This is a genomic window from Lentzea sp. HUAS12 (assembly GCF_024125735.1).
In the GTDB taxonomy this organism is placed as follows: Bacteria; Actinomycetota; Actinomycetes; order Mycobacteriales; family Pseudonocardiaceae; genus Lentzea; species Lentzea albida.
This window is the reverse complement of the sequence record NZ_CP099738.1, coordinates 9,012,761-9,033,760: the sequence shown is the minus strand read 5'-3', so window position 1 is coordinate 9,033,760 and position 21,000 is coordinate 9,012,761. Positions and strand designations below refer to the sequence as shown.

The 21,000-nt window shown below is 71.2% G+C and carries 21 protein-coding genes; 15 read left to right on the top strand and 6 right to left on the bottom strand.

The annotated features are described in order from the left end of the window. The first annotated feature begins 18 nt into the window (after nt 1-18). From ND450_RS42480 to ND450_RS42465, 4 genes are read left to right on the top strand one after another with little or no spacing between them, the layout of a single operon-like run. Nucleotides 19-1,167: a GNAT family N-acetyltransferase gene (locus ND450_RS42480; RefSeq protein WP_253323612.1), complete on the top strand. Its 1,149-nt coding sequence runs from the start codon at nt 19-21 to the stop codon at nt 1,165-1,167. A gap of 36 nt (nt 1,168-1,203) precedes the next feature. Continuing rightward, nucleotides 1,204-1,869, top strand: a complete 666-nt coding sequence (locus ND450_RS42475; protein WP_253323611.1) for a hypothetical protein — start codon at nt 1,204-1,206, stop codon at nt 1,867-1,869. Then, nucleotides 1,857-2,453, top strand: coding sequence for a TetR/AcrR family transcriptional regulator (locus ND450_RS42470; protein ID WP_253323610.1), 597 nt, complete (start codon nt 1,857-1,859; stop codon nt 2,451-2,453). The genes ND450_RS42475 and ND450_RS42470 overlap by 13 nt, the downstream gene beginning before the upstream one ends. 4 nt (nt 2,454-2,457) lie before the next feature. Continuing rightward, nucleotides 2,458-3,600 carry a cysteine desulfurase-like protein gene (locus ND450_RS42465; RefSeq protein ID WP_253323609.1) on the top strand — a complete coding sequence of 381 codons (1,143 nt, stop codon included), beginning with the start codon at nt 2,458-2,460 and terminating at the stop codon, nt 3,598-3,600. On the opposite strand, the gene ND450_RS42460 is transcribed toward ND450_RS42465, so the two are convergent. Further along, the gene (locus ND450_RS42460; protein ID WP_253323608.1) at nt 3,593-5,206 is read right to left on the bottom strand and encodes a hypothetical protein; all 1,614 of its coding nucleotides are present in this window, start codon (nt 5,204-5,206) and stop codon (nt 3,593-3,595) included. The genes ND450_RS42465 and ND450_RS42460 overlap by 8 nt on opposite strands. Nucleotides 5,207-5,300: 94 nt before the next feature. Between ND450_RS42460 and ND450_RS42455 the strand changes: the two genes are divergently transcribed. Beyond that, nucleotides 5,301-5,486 (top strand): hypothetical protein, encoded by a 186-nt coding sequence (locus ND450_RS42455; RefSeq protein WP_089923615.1) that lies wholly within the window; start codon nt 5,301-5,303, stop codon nt 5,484-5,486. Beyond that, nucleotides 5,473-6,393, top strand: coding sequence for a YihY/virulence factor BrkB family protein (locus ND450_RS42450; protein WP_253323607.1), 921 nt, complete (start codon nt 5,473-5,475; stop codon nt 6,391-6,393). The genes ND450_RS42455 and ND450_RS42450 overlap by 14 nt, the downstream gene beginning before the upstream one ends. Here the strand turns inward: ND450_RS42450 and ND450_RS42445 are convergent. Next, nucleotides 6,364-6,750: a hypothetical protein gene (locus tag ND450_RS42445; RefSeq protein ID WP_253323606.1), complete on the bottom strand. Its 387-nt coding sequence runs from the start codon at nt 6,748-6,750 to the stop codon at nt 6,364-6,366. The two genes, ND450_RS42450 and ND450_RS42445, sit on opposite strands and share 30 nt — an antisense overlap. A gap of 29 nt (nt 6,751-6,779) precedes the next feature. On the opposite strand from ND450_RS42445, the gene ND450_RS42440 reads away from it, so the two are divergent. Together ND450_RS42440 and ND450_RS42435 are read left to right on the top strand one after the other, a co-directional pair. Continuing rightward, entirely contained in the window at nt 6,780-7,529 is a 750-nt protein-coding gene (locus tag ND450_RS42440) for a GNAT family N-acetyltransferase (RefSeq protein ID WP_253323605.1), read from the top strand. Nucleotides 7,530-7,579: 50 nt separating this feature from the next. Continuing rightward, nucleotides 7,580-8,335, top strand: coding sequence for an EI24 domain-containing protein (locus tag ND450_RS42435; RefSeq protein WP_253323604.1), 756 nt, complete (start codon nt 7,580-7,582; stop codon nt 8,333-8,335). On the opposite strand, the gene ND450_RS42430 is transcribed toward ND450_RS42435, so the two are convergent. Next, nucleotides 8,325-10,271 carry a beta-propeller domain-containing protein gene (locus ND450_RS42430; RefSeq protein ID WP_253323603.1) on the bottom strand — a complete coding sequence of 649 codons (1,947 nt, stop codon included), beginning with the start codon at nt 10,269-10,271 and terminating at the stop codon, nt 8,325-8,327. The genes ND450_RS42435 and ND450_RS42430 overlap by 11 nt on opposite strands. A 56-nt stretch (nt 10,272-10,327) precedes the next feature. Next, complete coding sequence (locus tag ND450_RS42425) at nt 10,328-11,134, bottom strand: trypsin-like serine protease (RefSeq protein ID WP_253323602.1); 807 nt, start codon at nt 11,132-11,134, stop codon at nt 10,328-10,330. 170 nt (nt 11,135-11,304) lie between these two features. On the opposite strand from ND450_RS42425, the gene ND450_RS42420 reads away from it, so the two are divergent. The 6 genes from ND450_RS42420 to ND450_RS42395 all read left to right on the top strand — a co-directional run bounded on the left by ND450_RS42420 (nt 11,305) and on the right by ND450_RS42395 (nt 18,748). Next, the gene (locus tag ND450_RS42420) at nt 11,305-11,679 is read left to right on the top strand and encodes an FKBP-type peptidyl-prolyl cis-trans isomerase (RefSeq protein ID WP_089923587.1); all 375 of its coding nucleotides are present in this window, start codon (nt 11,305-11,307) and stop codon (nt 11,677-11,679) included. A gap of 206 nt (nt 11,680-11,885) precedes the next feature. Further along, the gene (locus tag ND450_RS42415; RefSeq protein WP_253323601.1) at nt 11,886-12,422 is read left to right on the top strand and encodes a YbaB/EbfC family nucleoid-associated protein; all 537 of its coding nucleotides are present in this window, start codon (nt 11,886-11,888) and stop codon (nt 12,420-12,422) included. Between the two features lie 35 nt (nt 12,423-12,457). Further along, nucleotides 12,458-12,766, top strand: a complete 309-nt coding sequence (locus ND450_RS42410) for a type VII secretion target (RefSeq protein ID WP_253323600.1) — start codon at nt 12,458-12,460, stop codon at nt 12,764-12,766. Further along, a complete protein-coding gene (locus ND450_RS42405) occupies nt 12,766-16,845 on the top strand; it encodes a hypothetical protein (protein ID WP_253323599.1) in 4,080 nt (1,359 codons plus the stop codon). Before ND450_RS42410 ends, ND450_RS42405 begins: the two co-directional genes overlap by 1 nt. 17 nt (nt 16,846-16,862) lie before the next feature. Continuing rightward, nucleotides 16,863-17,723: an immunity 49 family protein gene (locus tag ND450_RS42400; RefSeq protein ID WP_253323598.1), complete on the top strand. Its 861-nt coding sequence runs from the start codon at nt 16,863-16,865 to the stop codon at nt 17,721-17,723. Nucleotides 17,724-17,845: 122 nt separating this feature from the next. Next, on the top strand, nt 17,846-18,748 hold the full coding sequence (locus ND450_RS42395) for a hypothetical protein (protein WP_253323597.1): 903 nt from the start codon (nt 17,846-17,848) through the stop codon (nt 18,746-18,748). On the opposite strand, the gene ND450_RS42390 is transcribed toward ND450_RS42395, so the two are convergent. Next, complete coding sequence (locus ND450_RS42390; RefSeq protein WP_253323596.1) at nt 18,745-19,200, bottom strand: hypothetical protein; 456 nt, start codon at nt 19,198-19,200, stop codon at nt 18,745-18,747. The genes ND450_RS42395 and ND450_RS42390 overlap by 4 nt on opposite strands. Before the next feature lie 53 nt (nt 19,201-19,253). Between ND450_RS42390 and ND450_RS42385 the strand changes: the two genes are divergently transcribed. Beyond that, nucleotides 19,254-19,799: an HdeD family acid-resistance protein gene (locus ND450_RS42385; protein ID WP_253323595.1), complete on the top strand. Its 546-nt coding sequence runs from the start codon at nt 19,254-19,256 to the stop codon at nt 19,797-19,799. Here the strand turns inward: ND450_RS42385 and ND450_RS42380 are convergent. Beyond that, complete coding sequence (locus tag ND450_RS42380) at nt 19,741-20,910, bottom strand: glycosyltransferase 87 family protein (protein ID WP_253323594.1); 1,170 nt, start codon at nt 20,908-20,910, stop codon at nt 19,741-19,743. The genes ND450_RS42385 and ND450_RS42380 overlap by 59 nt on opposite strands. Nucleotides 20,911-21,000: the final 90 nt, after the last annotated feature.

The window sequence follows — 21,000 nt, the reverse complement described above, 5'->3', positions numbered from 1 at the left end:
CCTGGAAACACTCCGGCCGTGGACATCCGCACCTCGCGCCCCGAAGACCTGGACCAGGTCGAGAAGCTGATCGTCTCCCGCCTCGACCCCAGCGACGGCGTCGACGCACGCCTGCTGATGACCGACCCGGACGCGGGCTGCGACTGGGTCGGGGTCGCCGCCGACGGCGACGGCGACCGGATCGTCTCCACCCTCACCCTGATGGACGAGACGGTGACGCTCGCCGGTCTCGACATCTCCGCGGGCCAGGTCGAACAGGTCGCCACCGACACCGAGCACGAGGGCAGGGGCCTGGTGCGCCGGCTGATGGGCTGGGCGAACGACAGGTCGGCCGAACGCGGCCACCTGCTCCAGCTCGTGATCGGCGTGCCGTACTTCTACCGCCAGTTCGGCTACGCCTACTCCATCCCGGTCAAGCAGACCCGCGCGCTGGTCACGACCCCGCAAGCCGTTGCGGGACATGCCGTCCGGCGAGCGACCGAAGCCGACATCCCCGTGCTGGCGCGCCTGCAGGACGACGCCCAGCGCGGCGCGGACCTGCGGATGACCCACACCACGCCGTGCTGGCGCTGGCTCCTGCGCCGCACCGGCTCGACCACGTGGGTCGTCGAGCGCGACGGCGTGCCGGTCGCAACGGGCCGCAGCACACCCGAGGAGGAGGGCGACGTCGTCCTCGGCGAGATCGCCGGCGTGGACGACGACGCGGTCAGGGCGCTGGTGGCGTTGGTGAACCCGGCCCAGGTCGGCGAACGCCACCCGGCGCTGGAGGCGCATCTGGCGGACCGCGCCCCGGAACTGGACCAGTACATGGTGCGCATCCCCGACGTCCCGATGCTCTTCGAGCACCTGCGGCCGGTCTTCACCGGGCGCCTGCGGGGACACGAACCCGCCGACGTGGTGCTCGGCTTCTACCGCACGCACGTCCGCTTCCACTGGGACGGCGAGCGGATCGGCCCGTACGAGTGGGGCGGCACGCTGCTCGGCCCCGGCTCGATGGGAGGCGCCGGGATCGCCCCCGACCTGCTGGCTCCACTGCTGTTCGGCCCGCACGGCATCGACGGCCTGCGCCGGATCTTCTCCGACGTCTACCCCGGACCGAGGACCGAGCTGATGACCAGGCTGTTCCCGCCGGTCACGAGCGATCTGCTGACCTTCTACCTGCCCTAACAGAATAAACCGAGCACTCGGTCTAGTATTGGGCGCATGACGACTGTGCAGGAGACCGCGGCGGTCCGCTACGGCATCTGGGTCGTGTGCCCGGTCGCCGGCGCCGCCGCGGGCTGGGGACTCGGACTGGCGGCCGCGTGGATCACCACGCTCAAGTGGTTCCCGTTCCAGGGCGTGTTCGAGCTGTACACGGACATCCCGCAGCCGTGGGCGACGCTCGCGTCCCTCGGGGTCGGCGCGGTCGCGGGCGCGGTGTTCGCGCTGTTCTGGGCCAGCGAGATGATGTCGGTCGAGGTCGGCCCCTCCCGGGTCACGCTGCGCAAGGACGACAAGACGTTCGGCTTCGGCCGCGAGGAGGTCGAGTCGGCGTTCGCGGACGGCAAGCAGCTCGTGCTGCTCGCGCCGGACGGCACCGAACTGGCCCGCGAGACGTCCGACCTGAGCAGGGCGAAGCTCGAACGGGCCTTCACCGAGCAGGGCTACCGGTGGCGCGACGCCGATCCGTTCGCGCAGGAGTTCCGCATGTGGGTCGAGCACGCGCCGGAGCTGCCCGCGGACGTGAACGCGCTGTTCACGGCCCGGCGGAAGGCCATCGCGAAGTACGAGAACGCGGAGGCCGCAGAATTGGCGCGGGAGATCCGCAAACGCGGCGTCTCCGTGCGGGACGAGAAGAAGAGGCAGTACTACAGGTGCGAACGGTAGACCCGGTCAAGCACGCGGAGAAGAAGCGGCACATCACCGACACCGCGGCGGGGTTGTTCGCGCAGAAGGGCTTCGAACGCACGACCGTCGCGGACATCTGCAGGGCCGCGGAGATCAGCACCGGCAGCCTCTTCCACTACTTCCCCACCAAGCGGGCGATCTTCCGCGAGATCTTCGTGCAGGACGCCGAGGACAACGCCGCCGTGTTCGCGCAGGCCCGTGAGCTGGCCCCGTGGGACGGCGTTCAGCTGGTGCTCGACCACCTCTGCGTGCCCGCCCTCGACCGGGCGGTGGCGGGCCTGGTGCTGGAGGTCGTCGCGCAGGCCAGCCGCGACGAGGAGCTGTGGGACCTGGTCGGCCGCAACGAGCAGGCGGTGCGCGACGAGTTGGCGGCGCTGCTCCAGCAGGCGCACGACGCGGGTCAGATCACCCTCCCGGTGAGCGCGCCGACGGCCGCGACCTGGGTGCAGGCGCTGGTGGACGGGCTGTTCGGCAGGCTGATCGACCCGGACTTCGACGCGACCGAACAGGTGATGACCCTACGGTTGATCCTTTCCCGATTCGTGGGTGCTGAAGCACCATGAGGGCATGGCCTACGACGTCGCAGCTGTTCGCGCCCACTTCCCCGCGTTGCGCGAGGGTGCCGCGCACTTCGACGGGCCCGGCGGCGCGCAGGTGCCCGACGTCGTCGCGGACGCCGTCCGGGACACGCTGATCTCGGCGGTCTCGAACCGCGGCAGCGTCACGGCCTCCGAACGCCGGGCCGAGGAGATCGTGCGGACCGCACGGCGCACGATGGCGGAGTTCCTCAACGCCGGCAGCATCGTGTTCGGGCGCAGCATGACCCAGCTGACCTACGACTTCGCCCGCACGCTGTCGAAGAACTGGCGGCCGGGCGACGAGATCGTCGTGACCAGGATCGACCACGACGCGAACATCCGGCCGTGGGTGCAGGCCGCCGAGGCCGCGCGCGCCACGGTGCGCTGGGCGTCGTTCGACCGCACGACCGGGGAGCTGCCCGTCGAGTCGGTGACGAAGCTGCTGTCCGACCGCACCCGCGTCGTCGCGATCACGGCCGCGTCGAACCTGCTCGGCACGCGTCCGAACATCGCGGAGATCGCGCGGGCCGCGCACGAGATGGCGGCGTTCGTCTACGTCGACGGCGTGCACTACACACCGCACGTGCCGGTCGACGTCGAGGCGTTGGACGCCGACTTCTTCGTGTGCTCGCCGTACAAGTTCCTCGGCCCGCACCTCGGGGTGCTGGCGGCGGCGCCGGAGCTGCTGGAGACGTTGCGGCCGGACAAGCTGCTGCCGTCGACGAACGCCGTGCCGGAGCGGTTCGAGCTGGGCACGCTGCCGTACGAGCTGTTGGCCGGGACGACCGCGGCGGTCGAGTTCATGCGGTCGCTGGACGGGCTGGAGGAGTACGAGCTCGACCTCCGCGAGAAGATGGAGAACGGGCTGCGCGAGCTCGGCGTGCGCATCTACAGCAAGGCGTCCTCGCGCACGCCGACCGTGCTGTTCTCCGTCGACGGACTGGAGCCCGCCGAGGTCTACCGTCGGCTCGGGGCCGAGGGCGTGAACGCGCCCGCAGGTCACTTCTACGCGCTGGAGTGCTCGCGGTGGCTCGGCCTGGGCGACAAGGGCGCCGTGCGCGCGGGCATCGGTCCGTACACCGACGAGTCCGATGTGGACCGCCTGCTGCAGGCCGTGGCGAAGCTCAGATGAACAGCACGAGCGCGGCGTAGGCGGCCGCGACGAGCACGCTGACGTTCAGCCTGCGGGTCACGCGCTGGCCGGGATGCTCGGCGATCAACGACCGGGCGCGGGCCCACATCACCTTCTCGCCCGCCTCCCGGTCCGGCAGGTGCGGTGTCGTGAGAACGTCGCCGTGCGGGCCGAACGCGAGCATGAGCTGCGGGCCGGAGCGGCGCACGCCGTGCAGCTGCGCCCACGGGACGCGGTAGGTGAAGACGCCGGTGTAGAGCACGACCGAGTTGTGGTCGAGGCGCAGCATCGGCTGGAACCGCGTGACGGCCGACAGCACGCACTGCACGCCGATCAGCGCGAGCACGATCCAGTCCGGGTACTGCTTCAGCGCGATCAGCGCGCCGGCGGCGGCGAGCAGCAGCGCCACGCCCTCGACCCGGCGGCGGTCACCCGGCCAGATCGCGTGCGGCAGCTCGACCGGCGTGCCCGCGGTGACCGGCACGCCCGGCAGGTGTGCACTGTGGACGGTGTGGCGCGGGCGCACGTGGCTCAGCGTGCTGGTCGCCACGACGTCGCCCTCGGACAGCAACGCCACCTGACCGCCGTGGTGCCACTCCCCCGCGACCAGGAGCTCGACGGGGTCGAGCTGCGGCGGTGGGTCCTCCTCGCCGCGCCACACCCGGCCGAACTCCTCGGTGTCGTGGTAGAGCGGTTCCTCGAGCGCCAGGTCGGCGAGGGTGGTGACCGTGGCGAGGTCCTTCTTGCCGTGGCGCAACAGGATCCGGCGCGGCCCGACCTGGTGGGCCGTCACCCGGACCGCCTTCACCGGGCCCGTCCACAACGCACGGCGGCGGCGTTCCCGGGCGGCCAGCACGACCGCGAAGAACACGGCGGCCCCGCCGATGGTCAGCCACCACGTGACGTCCTCCGGCTCGTTCGCCATCTGCACCCAGGTGCCGTCGGCGAGCACCGGCACGTCGTCGCCGACCCGGTAGGTCTCCGGCGCGAGCGGCTGGAACGCGGCGCGCTGCCGGTCCGGCAGCTCCACCCACACCTCGTAGGCGTCCTTGACCTCGACGACCTCGGCCTGCACGCGGCTGGCGTTCGCGATGTGCTGCTCGATCGCGTCGTTGGTGAGGCTGTACTGCACGAACGTGAGGAAGCCGAAGACGACCAGCAGCACGGCCACGACCCGCAGCACCCCGCGCTGCGGCGGCAGGTCCGGCAACGAGACCAGCGCGGCACCGGCCGCCTCGTGCTGGTCCGCGCGCGACCTGACCGTCCACGCGGCCACCACCGCACACGCGGCGGCGTGCAGCCCGAACGCCACGTTGGCCGCCGCACTGCCGTCGAGCGCGATGTCCACCACACCGAACAGGGCACCCATCGCACAGCCGGTGAGCACACGGCCGAACAGCAGCAGCAACGGCGTGGCCAGCAACGGCACCACCGCGAGCGAGAACAACGGGTCCGGCAGGCACGGCTGCGCGGCCGTGCACGGGGCCTCGTTCGCGCTCGCGGCGAAGTAGAAGGCGACGACCCACCCACCGACGAGCCCGACCTTCGTCACCCACCACGGAACCGCCGCTGCCTGCCAGCGCTCCACGTCCACGGGACCGATCATGACACGTCCATTGCTCCGAACGGCCCGGTTCCCCCGTGAACAAGTGGGTATCCGGCCGCCAACACAGTGCTCGACCCCCTAGCAGGAGGCGGACATGCTGGCCATCATCGCCGCGGTTTCGTTCGGCTTGGCGCTGATCCTGGACCTGGCCAAGGCCGGGCTCGGTGACGTGATCACCGTCAACACGCTGGTCGTGCTCGGGCTGTTGCTGCTCGCGCTGCACCTCGCCGGTGTCGGCTCCGGCACCCGTTCGTTCAGCTGGCGCCGTGCGCGGCGGTAACGACGTCGAGGGCCCCACCAGGCTGCCCAAGCGCGCCTGGTGGGGTGTCCTCAAACGCACGGTCAAAGAGTTCAACGACGACAACCTGACGGACTGGGCAGCGGCACTCACCTACTACGCGGTGCTGTCGCTGTTCCCCGGGATCATCGTCCTGACGTCCGTGCTCGCCCTGCTGGGCGAGACGACGACGCAGGAGTTGATCAAGTACGTCGACGAGGTCGCGCCCGGTGAGGCCGGCAACCTGGTGAAGTCGTCCATCGAGGAACTGCAGAAGAGCCAGAACGCCGCGAGCCTGCTCGGCATCATCGGTCTGCTGACCGCCCTGTGGACCGCGTCGGGCTACCTCGGCGCGTTCATGCGCGCGTGCAACGCCGTCTACGACGTCGAGGAAGGCCGTCCGATCTGGAAGACGATCCCGCTGCGGCTCGCGCTCACGCTCGGCTCGGTGGTGCTGGTGTCGATCACGCTCGGCGCACTGGTGCTGACCGGCGGCGTCGCGGACACCGTCGGGGAGTTCCTCGGCCTCGGCGACACCGTCGTCACGGTCTGGGACATCGCGAAGTGGCCGGTCATCCTGCTGCTCGTGAGCCTCGCGTTCGCGGTGCTGTACTGGGCGGCGCCGAACGTGAAGCAGCCCGGCTTCCGCTGGGTCTCCCCCGGCAGCCTGCTCGCCATCGTGTTGCGGGCGCTCGCGACCGTCGGTTTCGCGGTCTACGTGGCGAACTTCGCCTCGTACAACAAGACCTACGGCTCGCTCGGTGGCGTCATCGTCTTCCTGGTGTGGCTGTGGATCTCGAACATCGCGGTGCTGCTCGGCGCCGAGTTCGACGCGGAGCTGGAGCGCGGCAGGCGGATGGCGGAGGGTGAGAAGGACCCGTCACCCGAGCCGCGTGATCTCCCCGGGTAGGTCGGCCTCGACCGCCGTCCACACCCCGTCCGGCCCGGCCTCGACGCGCTCGCTCGTGTCGCCGGGCACGAGGACCCACAGCTGGTCCTTCGTGGACAGCCACACGACGCCGATCCCGTCCGCCCGCGAGCTCGTGGCGTACTCGTAGGACCTGCGGAACACCTCACGGCCGTCGCGGTCGGTCACCCGCACCTCGCTCCCGCTCTCGGCGTGCGCGACGAACTCCCCGCTGGGGGAGGTCGCCGGCGCGCCGGGGCGGGCGAACCGGTCCTCGGGCTCGCCCCCGCAGCCGGTGAGCGCCAGGAGCAGGGCGACGAGCACCGCCAGGACCCCGCCGCGGGAAATGCCGTGCGTCATGGCGCCCAAGGTAGCTAGCGTCACCGTCCGTGTGGGACGTTCTCGAAACCTTTTACGACTCCGTGCCCCGGCCCGGATCCCGCGTCGAGGAACACGGCGAGCTGGTGCTGTTCGTGCAGGCGGGCGACGGCTACCCGTTCTACGCGCGGCCCCGATTCCCGGGCGGGAGACCGACCGCGGACGACGTGCTGAGGGTGCGCGCACGGCAGCGCGAGCTCGGGGTGCCCGAAGCGTTCGAGTGGGTGCACGAGACGACACCGGACCTGCTCGCCGTCGCCCGTGAAGCCGGCCTGGACGTGCTCGAAGCACCGCTGATGGTGCTCGACCCCGCGAAGCTGCCGGACCCGCATCCCCACGTGCGCCTGCTCGACACCCGGACGCCGGAGGTGACGGTCGTGGCGCAGCTCGCGTTCTCGTCACCGGGCACGGCGAAGGGTGACGTCGGCACCGCGGAACGGGACGCGGCGCTCGCGGAGGCGACCCCGATGCCCGGCCGGCACCGGTACGCCGTGGCCGACGTACCGGGTGAGGGCGTGCTGGCGTCCGGCACCGCGCAACGGGCGGGTGACGTCGTGGAGATCGCCGGGATCGGCACGTTGCCCGCCGCCCGGCGCCGTGGCCTCGGTGGCGCGGTCACCGCCGAACTGGCCCGTGACGCGCTGGCCAGGGGTGCGGAGCTGGTGTTCCTCTCCGCGGGCAGCGCGGAGATCGCGAAGGTCTACGAACGCGTCGGGTTCCGCCGCGTCGGCACGGCCTGCATCGCGGCACCTCCCGAGTAGTTCGTCCGGTTTCACAGCGGCCCGGGCGGCGCACCGACTATCCTGCGCGCGTGATCAAGGACTTCGGTGCCGGTGTCGGTCTGCTGCTGCGTGGGTTCCGCCTGGTGTTCAGCACGCCCAAGCGCGTGCTGGTCGGGGCGTTGCCGGCGGTCATCACGGCCGTCCTGATGATCACCGGCTGGACGGTGCTGCTCACCAACATCGACTCGATCGCCGGGTGGCTCACCGGTTTCGCCGACTCGTGGAGCGACACGTGGCGCGGTGTCGTCGAGGTCGTCGTCGGGATCTCGGTCATCGCGGCCGTGCTGGGTCTCAGCGTGCTGCTGTTCACCGCGATCACGCTGATGATCGGCGGCCCGTTCTACGAGTACATCTCCGAAGAGGTCGAGGACGAGCTCGGCGGTGTGCCGGACGCGGAGCAGATCGGGTGGTGGCGCGGGTTCCTGGTCGGGTTGCGCAGCACGGTCCTGCTCGTCGCGACCTCGATCGCGTTCGCGATCCCGTTGTTCTTCTGCGGGTTCATCCCCGTCGTCGGCCAGACCGTCGTGCCGGTGCTGGCCGTGCTGATCAACGGCTACCTGCTCGGCATCGAGCTCACCGGCATCCCGTTCACGCGCCGCGGCCGGACGTTCAAGCAGCGCAGGCAGATCCTCGCGACGCGCCGCGGGCTGGTCCTCGGGCTCGCCGTCCCCACCTACCTGCTCTGCCTGATCCCGCTGGCCGCGCTGGTCGTGATCCCGGCGGCGATGGCAGGCGGCACGGTCCTCTCGCACCGCCTGCTCAACGGGGACCGCGCTACGGCGTGAACGGCAGCCAGGCCTGCTGCGCGAGTCCGTTGCGCGCGTTGACCTGCACGCCCGCCGCGGAGATCGACCACAGCTGGTCGCCGATCACGATGGTCCGCCTGGGACCGCCGTAGTCGTTCGCGCTCGCCGGTTCGACGATGGTCCCGCTGTCGCGCAACTGGTTCCCGTCGACGCGCAGCACCAGTGACGAGAACTCGTGGTTCGCCTTGTAGGACGACACGGGGATGACGAGCGTGCCGTCCTGCGGCCAGAACAGGAACGCGTGCGGGTCGAACTGCGCCTCGGAACTGGAGTTCGGCAGGTGGTACTGCGCGAGTCGCCGCGGTGACGCGGGATTCGCCACGTCGAACAGCGACACCTGCGTGCCGGTCGTCCTGCCCTGCTCGGTGGCCTCCTGGCCGACGCCGATCAGCTTCCCGTCGCCCGCCGGGTGCAGGTAGGCGGAGAAGCCGGTGATCTTCAGCTCTCCGGTCACCCTCGGCTTGGCGGGGTCGCTGAGGTCCAGCGTGTAGAGCGGGTCGGTCTGGCGGAACGTGACGACGTAGCCCGTCCTGCCGATGAACCGCACGCTGTAGATCCGCTCGCCCTTGCCCAGTCCGCCGACCTGGCCGACCTTCGCGAGCTGACCGCCGTCGCGGCGCAGCGTCGTCACGAAGCTCTCCGAGGGCGGTTGCGGTGGCTGCACGTCCGCGGGCATCCGCCAGCAGCAACGGGTCTCGGTGCCCGTGGTGGTGGCGACGCGCAGGACGCCGTCGTGCTCGGACAGCGAGTACTGGTTCAGCAGCGTGCCGTTGACCTCACCGGACGCGACGTGCTTCGGCGGGCCCGCCTGACCGATGTCGAACTGGTGGATCGCCGTGCTGATCGGGCGTTGAACCGGTGTCCTGGAAGGGATCTGCGGCAGCAGGCGGTGGTCGTCGGCGATGTACAGGCTGCGGTCGGTGCCGTAGACGGTGTCTCCGTCGGCCACGATCGAGACCGGCCGGCCGGTGCCGAGCTGACCGGAGAGCTCGAACGTCAGCACGGTCAGCATCGACGCGCCGGAGTGCACGACGGGGTGGCTGACGTTCGCGCAGTCGACCAGGGTGCCGCTCGACTTCGCGCCGTTCTCGTTCAGCTCGTAGCGCGGCAGCCAGGACGTGACGGGCTCGTTCTGCAGGATCTCCTTGTTGCGGCGCAACGATCCCGCTTCGTTGGTCGTCTGGTCCGGGTACACCCACGGCAGGCGCGGCTGCGAGCGGACGACGACCCGCGCGGTGCCGCCGATCTGGCGGGCGTCGAGGTAGAAGCCGTCGGTCTTGAGGCTGCTGATCTCCTTGAGCGCCTTGAGGTCCACGAGCACGAGCTCGGTGCCGGACTCGGGCGCGAACGACGGCCGGTCGGGCGGCAGCGTCGGCTTCAGCATCGGCACGGGGCCTTCGGTCACCACCAGCGCGCGGTCGCCGGAGACCAGCAGCTGGCTCGCGCGGCGCTCACCGAGGTCGACGGTGCCCGTGACGGTCCTGCTCGCGACGTCGACCAGGCGCAGCTTGCCGTCGGCGATCGACACGACGCGCTTCCCGTCCGTCTTCACGACGTCCGGCTCGTCGACGCCCTTCTCGTGGACGTTCGTCGTCGAGTGCTCCTGCTGCTGCTCGGGCGGCGTGGCGGCCCGAGCGTCGGGCACGCTCTTCTGCACGACGCCCCCGCTGTCGGTGGCCATGCCCTCGGCGTACATCGTGGGACCGCCGCCGAGGCCGTACGCGGTGACGTACGGGGCCATGGCGCGGCGCAGTTCGGTCACCGCGTTGTCGCACGAGTCGAACGCGACGAGACGCACCGGCCCTTGGTCCACGACCGGTGGTGGTGCGAGGGAATCGTCCCTCACCGCGGAGCTCACGCACACTCCGGCGACGGCCAGCACGGCGGTGCCGGCCAACAGCTTCTTGCCGTTCATGGTGTGAGGACGTAAGCGGGGCCGGGAAGGGTTGCCGCCCTTCCCGGCCCTTTTCCTTACAGCTGCGCCTGGATCTGCGCCGCGTACGTGGAGACGCGGGAGTAGACACCGGGGTACCCGGCGGCCGCACAGCCCTCGCCCCACGACGTGATGCCGATCAGCTTGCCCCCGGCCACCAGCGGGCCACCGGAGTCGCCCTGGCAGGTGTCGGTACCGCCCTGCGGGTAACCGGCGCACACCATGTGCGTCGCGTTGAAGTCGCTGCCGTACGAGCTCGAGCAGCTGGAGCTGCTGGTCAGCGGCACGGTGGCGCGCAGCAGGTAGCGCGACGCCGAACCACCCGAGGACGTGGTGCCCCAGCCGAGGATCGTCGAGCTGGTGCCCGCGGCGTAGAGCCCGCTGTCCGCGGACGTGGCGAACGGGAGCGGGGTCTGCGACAGGTTGCGGTCGAGCGTGAGCACCGAGACGTCGTAGCCGAGCGTCACGTCGCGGTAGCTCGGGTGGATCCAGATCTTCGTGACCCTGGCGACGGTGCCCGCGGTCGAGTTCTTGTCGTCACGACCGGCCACGACCCGGACGGCCGACGCCGAGTCGCCCACGGTGCAGTGCGCGGCGGTGACGACCTTGTTGGGCGCGACGAGGGTGCCGCCGCAGTACTGGAAACCGCTGCTCGTGGCCAGGTAGACGACCCAGGGGTAGGTGGACGTGCTCGCGCGCGTGCCACCGACGATCTGGGTGCCGAACTCGCCGTCGGTGGTCGGGACCGGAGCTGCTTCGGCCACGCTGACGCAGGCCATGGACAGCGTTGCCGCCGCCAGAGCCGCACCGAGCAGTGACCGGAGGCGGTGCAGGGTTGCCGCCATGATCGTCTCCTTCTTCTGTTGTGTCCCATCGGCTGCAGGGCCGGTGGTCATTAAAGAAAGACATGAGTGCGCGTGCGCCGGGTAGGGCTGGTCCGCGTAGGCCATTCGGCCGCGCGCGCCCGCGCGTGATTGGATCGGGCGCGAACACCCCCGTTCGAGAGGAAGTAGTGATGGCCCCCACGAAGCCTGAGGTCGACCCGCACGACGGCCCGGCGCCCGCCGACCTGGTAATCGAGGACATCACCGTTGGCGACGGTGCGGAGGCCGAGGCCGGTCAGTTCGTGTCCGTGCACTACGTCGGTGTCTCGCACTCGACCGGCGAGCAGTTCGACGCGTCCTGGGACCGCGGCGAGGCCTTCCAGTTCCCGCTCGGTGGCGGTCGCGTCATCCAGGGCTGGGACCAGGGCGTCCAGGGCATGAAGGTCGGTGGCCGCCGCAAGCTGGTCATCCCGCCGCACCTGGGCTACGGCGCGCGCGGCGCCGGTGGCGTGATCAAGCCCAACGAGACGCTGATCTTCGTCGTCGACCTGCTGGGCGTGAACTAGCCGGTCGCGTCCACGGGGCGGGTCGACGCGTTTTCGTCGACCCGCCCCGTGGACGTACTTGTTCCCAGAGAGTGACACCGCGTCCCGCTGGTTCGTTCAGCGGGACGCCGTTCGTCTTTTCGGCCGATTTGACCTCGGGGTGGAACGAGATCGGATCCGGCTGCGTCATCCTTTGAGTCCGCCGCAGCTTCAGGAGGGAACCACCGGTGCCCGAGGACATCGCCGGGTCCGAGCAGATGCTCGCGAACTGGAACCAGAACATCCAGGAACGCGCCGCCCGCTACCAGGAGATGGCGACGCGCGTGCAGGGGATGACGATCTCCGAGCGGTCGCAGGACGGCTCGATCGAGATCCTGGTCGGGTCCAACGGGATCCTGCAGAACCTCGTGATCAACGAGTCCGCCTCCGGCAAGCGCATGTCCGAGGTCAGCGCCGAGATCATGAAGCTGCTGCAACGCGCGCAGTCGCGCATCCCGGAGCTGCTGCAGTCGGCCATGGCCGAGACCATCGGCACGCAGGACGAGACGGCCAACGTGCTGTTCAACGAGGCCAAGAAGAACTTCCCGGCGCCTCCCGCGGAGGAGCCGGCGCGCACGCCGTACGACCGCAACGAGATCAACTTCCGGGTGGAGGACGACGCGCCGCCTCCTCCGCCCCGCCCCACCTCGCCGCCTCCGCCGCCGCGCCGCCGTCCACCCAGGGATGACGACGACGACTTCGGCGGGGAGTCCGTCCTCACCTGATCTTCCTGTCCGTTGCTCGAACTTGAGGGGGTTCGATGACTTCCGGTGGTTTCCACGTCACTTCCGACGTGCTGGAAGCGCACGCCAAGGCCTTGGAGGGCCTCCACGGGCGACTGCAGGGAGCGGTCGACGCGGCGAACACCGTGTCGATGCCGACTGACGCGTACGGGATCATCTGCCAGCCGTTCCGGATGCTGCTCGACCCGGTCGAGCAGTGGGGCCTGGACGCGCTGAAGGGCGCGGCGGAGGCGATGGACGCCACCGCCAAGAAGGTCACCGAGACCGCCAAGCACTACCAGGACGTCGAGGACCAGATCACCCGCACCCTCAAGGGCGGTGTCTGATGTCGTCGCCGAACCCGTTGGTGGCGCAGGCCCCTGCCGAACCGTCCGGTTTCTTCAACGCGGGCACCGGGGACAACGGCTGGGCGACCGGCTTCTCCATCGCCGACTCGGCCGTCGACGCCTACAAGGGCATCTCCGAGGGCAGCTGGATCGAGGGCGGCCTCGGCGTCGTCGGCCTGGTGGCCGACGCGGCCTCGATGGCGATCGACCCGTTCGGCACCCTCCTGTCGTCCGCGGCGTCGTTCCTGATGGAACACATGCAGCCGCTCAAGGAGGCGCTCGACTGGCTGGCGGGCGACCCGCCGGTGATCCAGTCGTACTCGACGACGTGGAACAACGTCTCGCAGGAGCTCGGCAAGATCGCGGGCGACTACAAGACCGCCGTCGACGGCACCGGCGAGTGGACGGGCGCCGCGGCGGACTCCTACCGCAGGGCGGCCGGCGAGCAGCTGGACGCGTTGTCCGGCGCGGCCTCCACGGCGGGCTCGGTGGGCACCGTCGTGGGCGTGATGGGCATGGTCGTCGGGTTCGTGCGCGAGATGGTCCGCGACCTGATCGCCGACCTCGTCGCGAAGCTGATCACGTGGGTGCTGGAGGCCGTGTTCACGCTCGGCTTCGGCACGCCGGTGATCGTGGCGCAGGCCGTCACGGCGATCTCCAAGTGGGCCACGCGCATCGGTGAGCTGATCCAGAAGCTCATCAAGACCATCAAGAAGGTCTCGCCGCTGCTCGGCCGTCTGGTCGAGATCTTCACCAAGATCATGAAGGTCGTCGGCAAGCTGGTCGGCAAGGTGACCGGGCTCGACGTCATCTCCACCAAGTCCATCAAGCCCGGCGGGTTGTTCCACCGCACCGACGCCCCGGACCTCTCGCCCTCGGGCGGCCGCGGCACGCCTTCCTCGTCCTCCCCGGACGGCTCTCCGTCCACTCCGGACAGTTCGCCGTCCACACCGGACAGCTCACCGTCGTCGTCGAACTCGCCGAGCTCGCCGTCGTCACCGTCGTCGCCGTCGTCTCCCTCGACGCCGGACGCGCCCTCGCGGGCCCCGGACAGCTCGTCACCGTCGTCCGCCGCCCCGCCCTCGGCTCCGTCGGCTCCTTCGCCGTCGCGCACGCCGGACGGCCCGTCGACCCCCGACGCCCCGTCGAGGACCCCGGACGGCTCGGCCCCCGACGCGCCGTCCCCGTCCCGCACCCCGGACAACGCCTCGGCCCCGTCGGCCCCGCGCACCCCGGACGGCTCCCCGTCGTCCCCTTCGTCCCCGGCGGGCCCGGGAGCACCGCACTCCCCGGCCTCCCCGTCGTCCACCCCGGACGCCCCCGCGCCCCGCAACACGGGCCAGACCGTCCAGTCCTCGGTGGCACCCCCGGAGGCCCCGGCACGGCCGGACGCCCCGCACGCCCCGGCGGCACCGCGCACCCCGGACGGCTCGTCGCAGGTCCCGTCCCAGTCGGGCCCGATGGGCGGCGCCCCGAACGCGGGTGGCAGCCCCCAGTCCGCGCCGTCGGCAGGCCGTCCCCCGGTGGGTCCCGGCCAGGGCTGGACCGGCACCCCGGGCAGCCGGGGCGACCTGGGCTCAGGAGCTCCGGCCCCGCGCACCCCGGACACGTCGACCTCAGCGGCCCGCGCCGACGCCCCGTCCCGCCCCTCGTCGCCCTCGGCCCCGTCGATGCCTTCGTCGCCGTCGATGCCCTCGTCGCCGTCGATGCCGCACTCGCCGTCGTCCCCGTCGATGCCCTCGAGCGGCGCACCGTCGGGCGGCATGCCCCACGCCCCGTCGGCCGGCACGCCGCACGCACCGTCGGCAGGCGCGCCACACTCCCCGTCGACCGGCGCCCCGCGCCCCGACGCGACTCCCCCGAGCCGCGCCACCACCCCCTCGGGTGCGGCACCGTCCGCACCGGCGCACAGCCCGTCGACGCACAGCCCGTCGGCGCCCACCCACAGCCCGTCCGCAGGGACCCCGCACGCTCCCTCGGCGGGCTCCCCGAACGCCCCGCACTCCCCGTCGGCACCGCAGGCCCGCACGGACGCCCCGCCGACCCGCCCCACCGGCCCGTCGGGCCCCAACGCGCCGCACAGCCCGAATGCCCCCGCGCGCCCCGACGCGCCGCACGGCAACACCACCACGCCGGCGTCACGACCTGACGCGCCGAACGCCCCGTCACGTCCCGACGCACCCCGCAGCCCCAACGCACCCCAGAACGGCCCCTTCGGGCCGAACACCCCACACGGCGGCCCCAACACGCCGCACAGCCCCAACGCGCCCCACAGCGGCCCCAACGCGCCCTCGCGCCCGGACGCTCCCCACCGCCCCGACGGCCCGTCCCGTCCGGACGGCACCGGCCCCGCGAACCGCCCGGACGGCACCCGTCCCGACGGCTCGCGGCCCGACGGCTCGCGGCCGCACAGCCCGAACTCCCCGAACTCGCCGCACAGCCCGAACAACCCGGACGCCCCGCGCTCCCGAGGCACCGACACGGCAGCACCCCCGCACCGCCCCGACGCCGACGCGCCGCACAAGCCGGACGCCCCCCACGGCCCGGACGCCGACAAGCCGCGCGACCACACCCCGGACCGTCCCCACGACGGCGACCCGGACGCGCCGAACAGCCACGACCCGGACGCCCCGCCCGCCGACCGCCCCACCCCGGAAGAGGCCCACGCCCGCCACGCGGAGCAGACCCCGGCCGGCGTCTCGCACCACGGCGGCGACCCGGACATGGGCGACCTCCCCCACCGGGTGCCGAACGACCCGCGCTACTTCACGGCGGACGTCCACATCACCCCGGACGGCCGCGCGCGCATCGGCGGGCACGACTACACCCCGGCCGAGTACGCCGACATGCTGCGCCGCGGCGGCTACGACGGCAGCAGGCCCGTCCGCCTGATCGGGTGCGACGCCGGCAGCAACGACTTCGCCCAGCAGCTGTCCCGGCACCTCGACGCGCCGGTGCTCGCTCCGACCAAGCCGGCCTGGACCGACAGCCACGGCCGCGTCTTCACGAGCGACCCCGAGATCCTCCCGGACGGCACCCGCCAGCCGAAGATCCCGCCGAACGGCGAGTGGGAGACCCACCACCCGGACGGCACCCGGTCCAAGACGGGCGACGACGGCTTCGCGCCGGGCACGCACGACAAGGACAAGGACGTCGACCCGTCGGACGCCCGCGACCGCATGGCGCAGCGGAACATCCCCGACACGCCGGTCGAGATCGAGACGCGGAACCCTCCCGCCCTGATGGAGGAGAAGCTCAGGGACAAGGACTACCGCGACAAGTACTACGACGGCCCGCACTCGAACGGCGAGTACAGCCGCAAGAACGCCAACCAGGTCGACGCCAACGGCGACGACGTGCCGAAGCTCGTCGAGAACCCGAAGGGCTCCGGCAACTTCGAGGCGTCCTCCGACGCCTACACGCCCGCACGGTTCCGCGACGACATGCCCGAGGTCAAGCACGACGCGACCCCGGCGCAGAAGGCGGCGGCGCAGGACATCATCGCCCGCCGCGAAGCCTCGCTGGACCGGACGAGCACCGCCGAGGGCAACTACCAGCGGGAGATCGCCGGCGACCGGGACGCCTCCCAGCCGACCATCGACGAACGCCGCGCGGCGCACGACGAACGCACCAAGGTGGGCGAGGAGCTCGGCGAGCACGCCGCGGCGGACGCGGTGGCCGACACCTACCCCTCGAAGGACTTCGACGTCACGCCGGTGCACGACCCGAACGTGAGCGGCTCCGGCCGCTTCGACCAGGTCTACGAGGTCCACAACAAGGAGACCGGCGAGACCCGCCTGGTCATCGTCGAGGCCAAGGGTCCCAACGCCGACCTCGGCACGCGCAGGTATGACGGCGAGAACTACCAGCAGGGCCACCCGAAGTACGTGCAGAGCGTCATCGACAACATGCGCGACAACGGCACCGACATCGAGAAGGAGCTGGCCAAGCGGCTCGAGAAGGCCATGGCCAAGGGGCAGCTCGACTTCAACGTCGTCAAGGCCAAGGTCAACGGCAGCGGCACGGCGGCCGAGTACGGTGGCTACAGCCAGAAGCACTTCGACCTGAACATCGACTAGCCGAGAGGAACAGTCGCGTGGTGACCATCGCCCGGCACGAGATCGACTTCGCGAGGGCCGAGGCGCAGGTGAAGTACTACGCCGAGCCCCTGGACGAGCGGATCGACGGGATCGAGGCCCGGCCGCACACGGTTCTCTCGTTCGTGCTGACCAACACCCGGCGCGAGGCCGCCTACCGGACCGTGGCCGACCCGACGGCCGCGAGCATCGACACGTGGGACACGGTCGCGCTCGCCATGCAGGCCGGTGGCGCGATCTTCGCGCTCACCGCCCGGACCGAGGGCGAGGTCACCTTCCGGATCGGCGACCGGGACTTCACCCTTCCCGCCACCGGCCCGAAGTCCACCGCGAACCCCGGCGACTGGCAGCGGGCCATGCAGCTCGCCATGACCTGCCGGGAGCGGTCGCGGATCGACGTCCTCGCGAGCATCCCCGTCGACGTGCTGCGCGGTTCCGGTGGCCAGGCCGACGAGTTCCAGTACGACTGGATCAGGGCGCTGCAGCTCTACTGGCGGTCCGAGGACGGCCTGGTCGACACGCTGCTGCGCGCCATGCAGGGCGCCGATCCCGAGGCGGACACCATCGCGGGCGCCGACATGGTCGCGCACGTCCTCTACCCGCCCATGGAGCTGTTCTACCTGCTCACCCAGCGCGACGACGCGAAGTTCAACGAGTCGCTCGCCAAGGCCCTCGAACTGCACAAGCGCTACTGGACCGCGACCGCCGAACGCGCGAACGACTCCGAGGGGTTCGTGGCCTGGCGCGTCCTCGCCATCGCCTGCCTGGCCAAGGACGCGGGCGTCGACCTCACGGTCGAGTCCGACTACCTGCCCCAGCACCTCGTCGACGGCACCTGGGTGGGCGAGAAGCAGCTCTGAACCACCGGGCCGGACGCCCACCGGGAGTGGTGTGAACGGCGCGAGGTGCATGACCGGCCCGCGCGCGTCTTGGAGGCCCGATAAGATCAGCGGGCTTTCACGGGGAGAGGGGCGAGGACCACATGAGCCAGCCGGCGACACCGCTGAGCGAGCAGGACCAGCAGCAGTTGGTGCGGCAGATCGGCCGTGCCATGCTGCCGGCCGTACCGCAGGGCTGGCAGCGCATCCGTGCCGAGTACCGCGCCGCGGGCCGGCACATCGAGGTCGACCTGGCGTTCGCGGGGCCCGACGGCCAGCTGCGCCCGGTGCGGCCGCCGATGGACGTCGTGCAGATGTTCGGTCACCTGCGCGGGGGCATGTACCACCCCGAGCGCGGCACGTGGCTGAGCGCGACGTACGAGATCGAGGCGCCCGCGGCGTTCACGGTGGACTTCAACGCCGAGGACGAGCCCCGCTGGCGCAACGCGCCGCCGCCCATCGGTTTCCGCGACGAGCTGCAGACGTTCCCGCGCCCGGACCGGCAGATCCCGGACTGGTGGCGCCAGCGCGTCGGCCTGCCGCCGCTGCCCGCGCCCGAGCCGGAGCCCCAGCAGGCGCCGCAGCAGCAGGAGTTCCAGGTCCCGGCGTCCCAGCCGGACCAGCAGGCGGCCTCCGGTGAGCTGCGGACGGCCCGCGTGTACGACGGCAAGAACGACGACGGCCGCATCGTGGTGAACCGCCAGCCGGTCGACCCGCAGCTGCTCGAAGGGCTGCTGAACTACCTCGAGTCGGCGCCGGTCGTGCTGGCCGCGCGCAGCTACGACCTCGACGAGTTCTCGCAGAGCGGCGAGCAGGACGTGCCGCTCAACTTCCGCACCGACGGCACCTGGATCTGGGCCGGCGCCGTGCCGCACTACCTGCGCAAGTACGGCCTCCCGCCGGAGCCCGAGCTGGTGGCGCACGCGGCGGCGCGCGGTTTCCAGGTCGCCGAGGTGAACGAGCAGACGCAGGACCGGGCGGTCTCGATCATCACGGGCCAGGGTTAGGTCCTAGCCCTGGTCGAGGGTTCGCAGGTACGCCTCTCCCCGCGGGGAGAGGCGTACCCCACCTCCAGCGACTCGGTGGCCCGCACGGCCGGGTTCGCGGCGATCAGCCGCAGCAGCGCCACGGCGTCGCCGGAGAGCTCCAGCCCCTCCACATCGGACGACGAACGCAGCTCGATGCGTGGATCCTCAACCAGACAACGCAGGCGGATGCGGTGAAGCGCCCCCTCCCGTCCGTCTACAGAGGACTTCAGGGCGGCAACGGTCGGAAACCCGGCAGCCACCGCCTCGGCCCGCGTCACGCGGGACACCACGTCCACGGCGTCGATCGCGAGGACGCCCAGCGACGTCCGCAACGTCCCGCCGGCCCGCACGGTCGGCCGCTTCCACCGCCGGAACTGCAGCGTGACCTCGCCGGACCGGATCCGTTCCCAGTCAGCCACTCGGATCAGCACCGAACGAGGGTCTCAGGTTGCCGAGCCCCGCGACAGCCGAGACGATCCTCGTCATGCAACGGTGGTGGCTCTTCACGGTGCGCGGGGTGTTCGCTGTCCTGTTCGGCCTGGCCGCCCTGGTCTGGCCGGGTCTCACACTGCTGGCGTTGATCATCCTCTGGGGCGCCTACGCGTTCTTCGACGGCGTGATGACGCTGTACCTGACCCTCACCCACAAGGAGTGGCCCGCGCGCTGGGCACTCGGGCTGATCGGCGTGCTCGGCCTGGTCACGGGTTTGATCGCGTTGTTCCTGCCGGGCATCACGGCGAACGCGCTGTTGCTGCTCATCGCCGCGTGGGCGCTCGTCACGGGCGTGCTGCAGATAATCGACGCCATCCGCCTGCGCAAGGTGATGACGAACGAGTGGTTCTACGTCGTCACCGGCGCGCTGACGGTGCTGCTCGGCATCATCCTGATCGCGAACCCGGCCGCGGGCGCCATGGCGTTCGTGATCACCATCGGCGTGTTCGCGATCCTGTGGGGCGTGGTGCTGGTGCTGTTCAGCCTGCGGTTGAAGCGGCTCGCCGGCGGGCGCGCACGACACGCACAGCGAGCGTGACCAGCACGGCGACCCCGACGAACACGTAGAGGTTGCCGATCACCTGCTGCCACCACGCCCAGTCGCGCTCGACGTCGTTGTCATTGGGGAACCACCAGTGCGGCCCGGCCGCGAAGACGGCGATGATCGCCCACGATGCCCACTGGCGGCGCAGGGCCGGTCGTGCGAGCAACACGAGCGCGGGCGCGATCCAGACCCAGTGGTGCCCCCACGACACCGGCGAGATCAGCAGACCGCCGATCGCCACGACGAAGAACGCCTCGACGTCTCCGAGCTGCGACGCCAACCACCACACCAACGCCACGACGAGAAGCGACAGCACGAGCCACACGCCGACCTGCGCACCGTTCTCCAGGCCGAACCGCGCCAGCACACCGCGCAGGGACTGGTTCGCGGTGTAGGTGAGGCGCCCGACGCGGCCCGGATCCAGCAGCGCGTGCGTCCAGTACTCCTTCGCGTCGCCGAACGAGATGAGGGCCCCCAACAGCCCGAAGGCGAAGAACGAGCCGATGGACACGAACACGGGCTTCCACTGCCGCCGCGCCACGAAGAACAAGGCGAAGAACGCCGGCGTGAGCTTGATGGCGGCCGCCAGCCCGATCAGCGCGCCCCGAGGCCACCAGCGGGTGCGTTCCAGCAGGCAGTCGGCCATCACCAACAGGCCCAGCAGCAGGTTGATCTGCCCGAACCACAACGTCTCGCGCAACGGGTCGAAGATCGACGACACCGCCGCCGCGCCCAGTCCCCACGCCACGGCCTTCGGCCCCCAGCCGACCACGCGACTCGCCGCGATCAGGCACAACGCGGTGAGGGCCGCGAGGTTCGCAGCCGCCACCACGAAGATCGCGACCCCGAGCGGCACGAGCGCCAGCAGGCTGAACAGCACGGCGGCGATCGGCGGGTAGGTGAAGGGCAGGTCGGGCCCGCCCAGCGGGTTCGCGAAGCCGTCGACGTAGAGGGGGAGGTCCTTGAGGAACGCCACCCCGCCGTTGCGGTAGACGCGCAGGTCGAGCGAGAACTCCTGCGGGCGGTACATGACGTAGGCGAGCGTGGCCACCATGACGGCGGCCCACGCCACCACGACCCGCTTGGCGGTGCGGTCGAGCTGCATCCGGGAATGGTATCGATGTGCCAGATGAGGCCCACGTCACCGGTCCGGACCGGGAAATCTCACGTAGCGTCGCGGCGTGACCGCGCAACG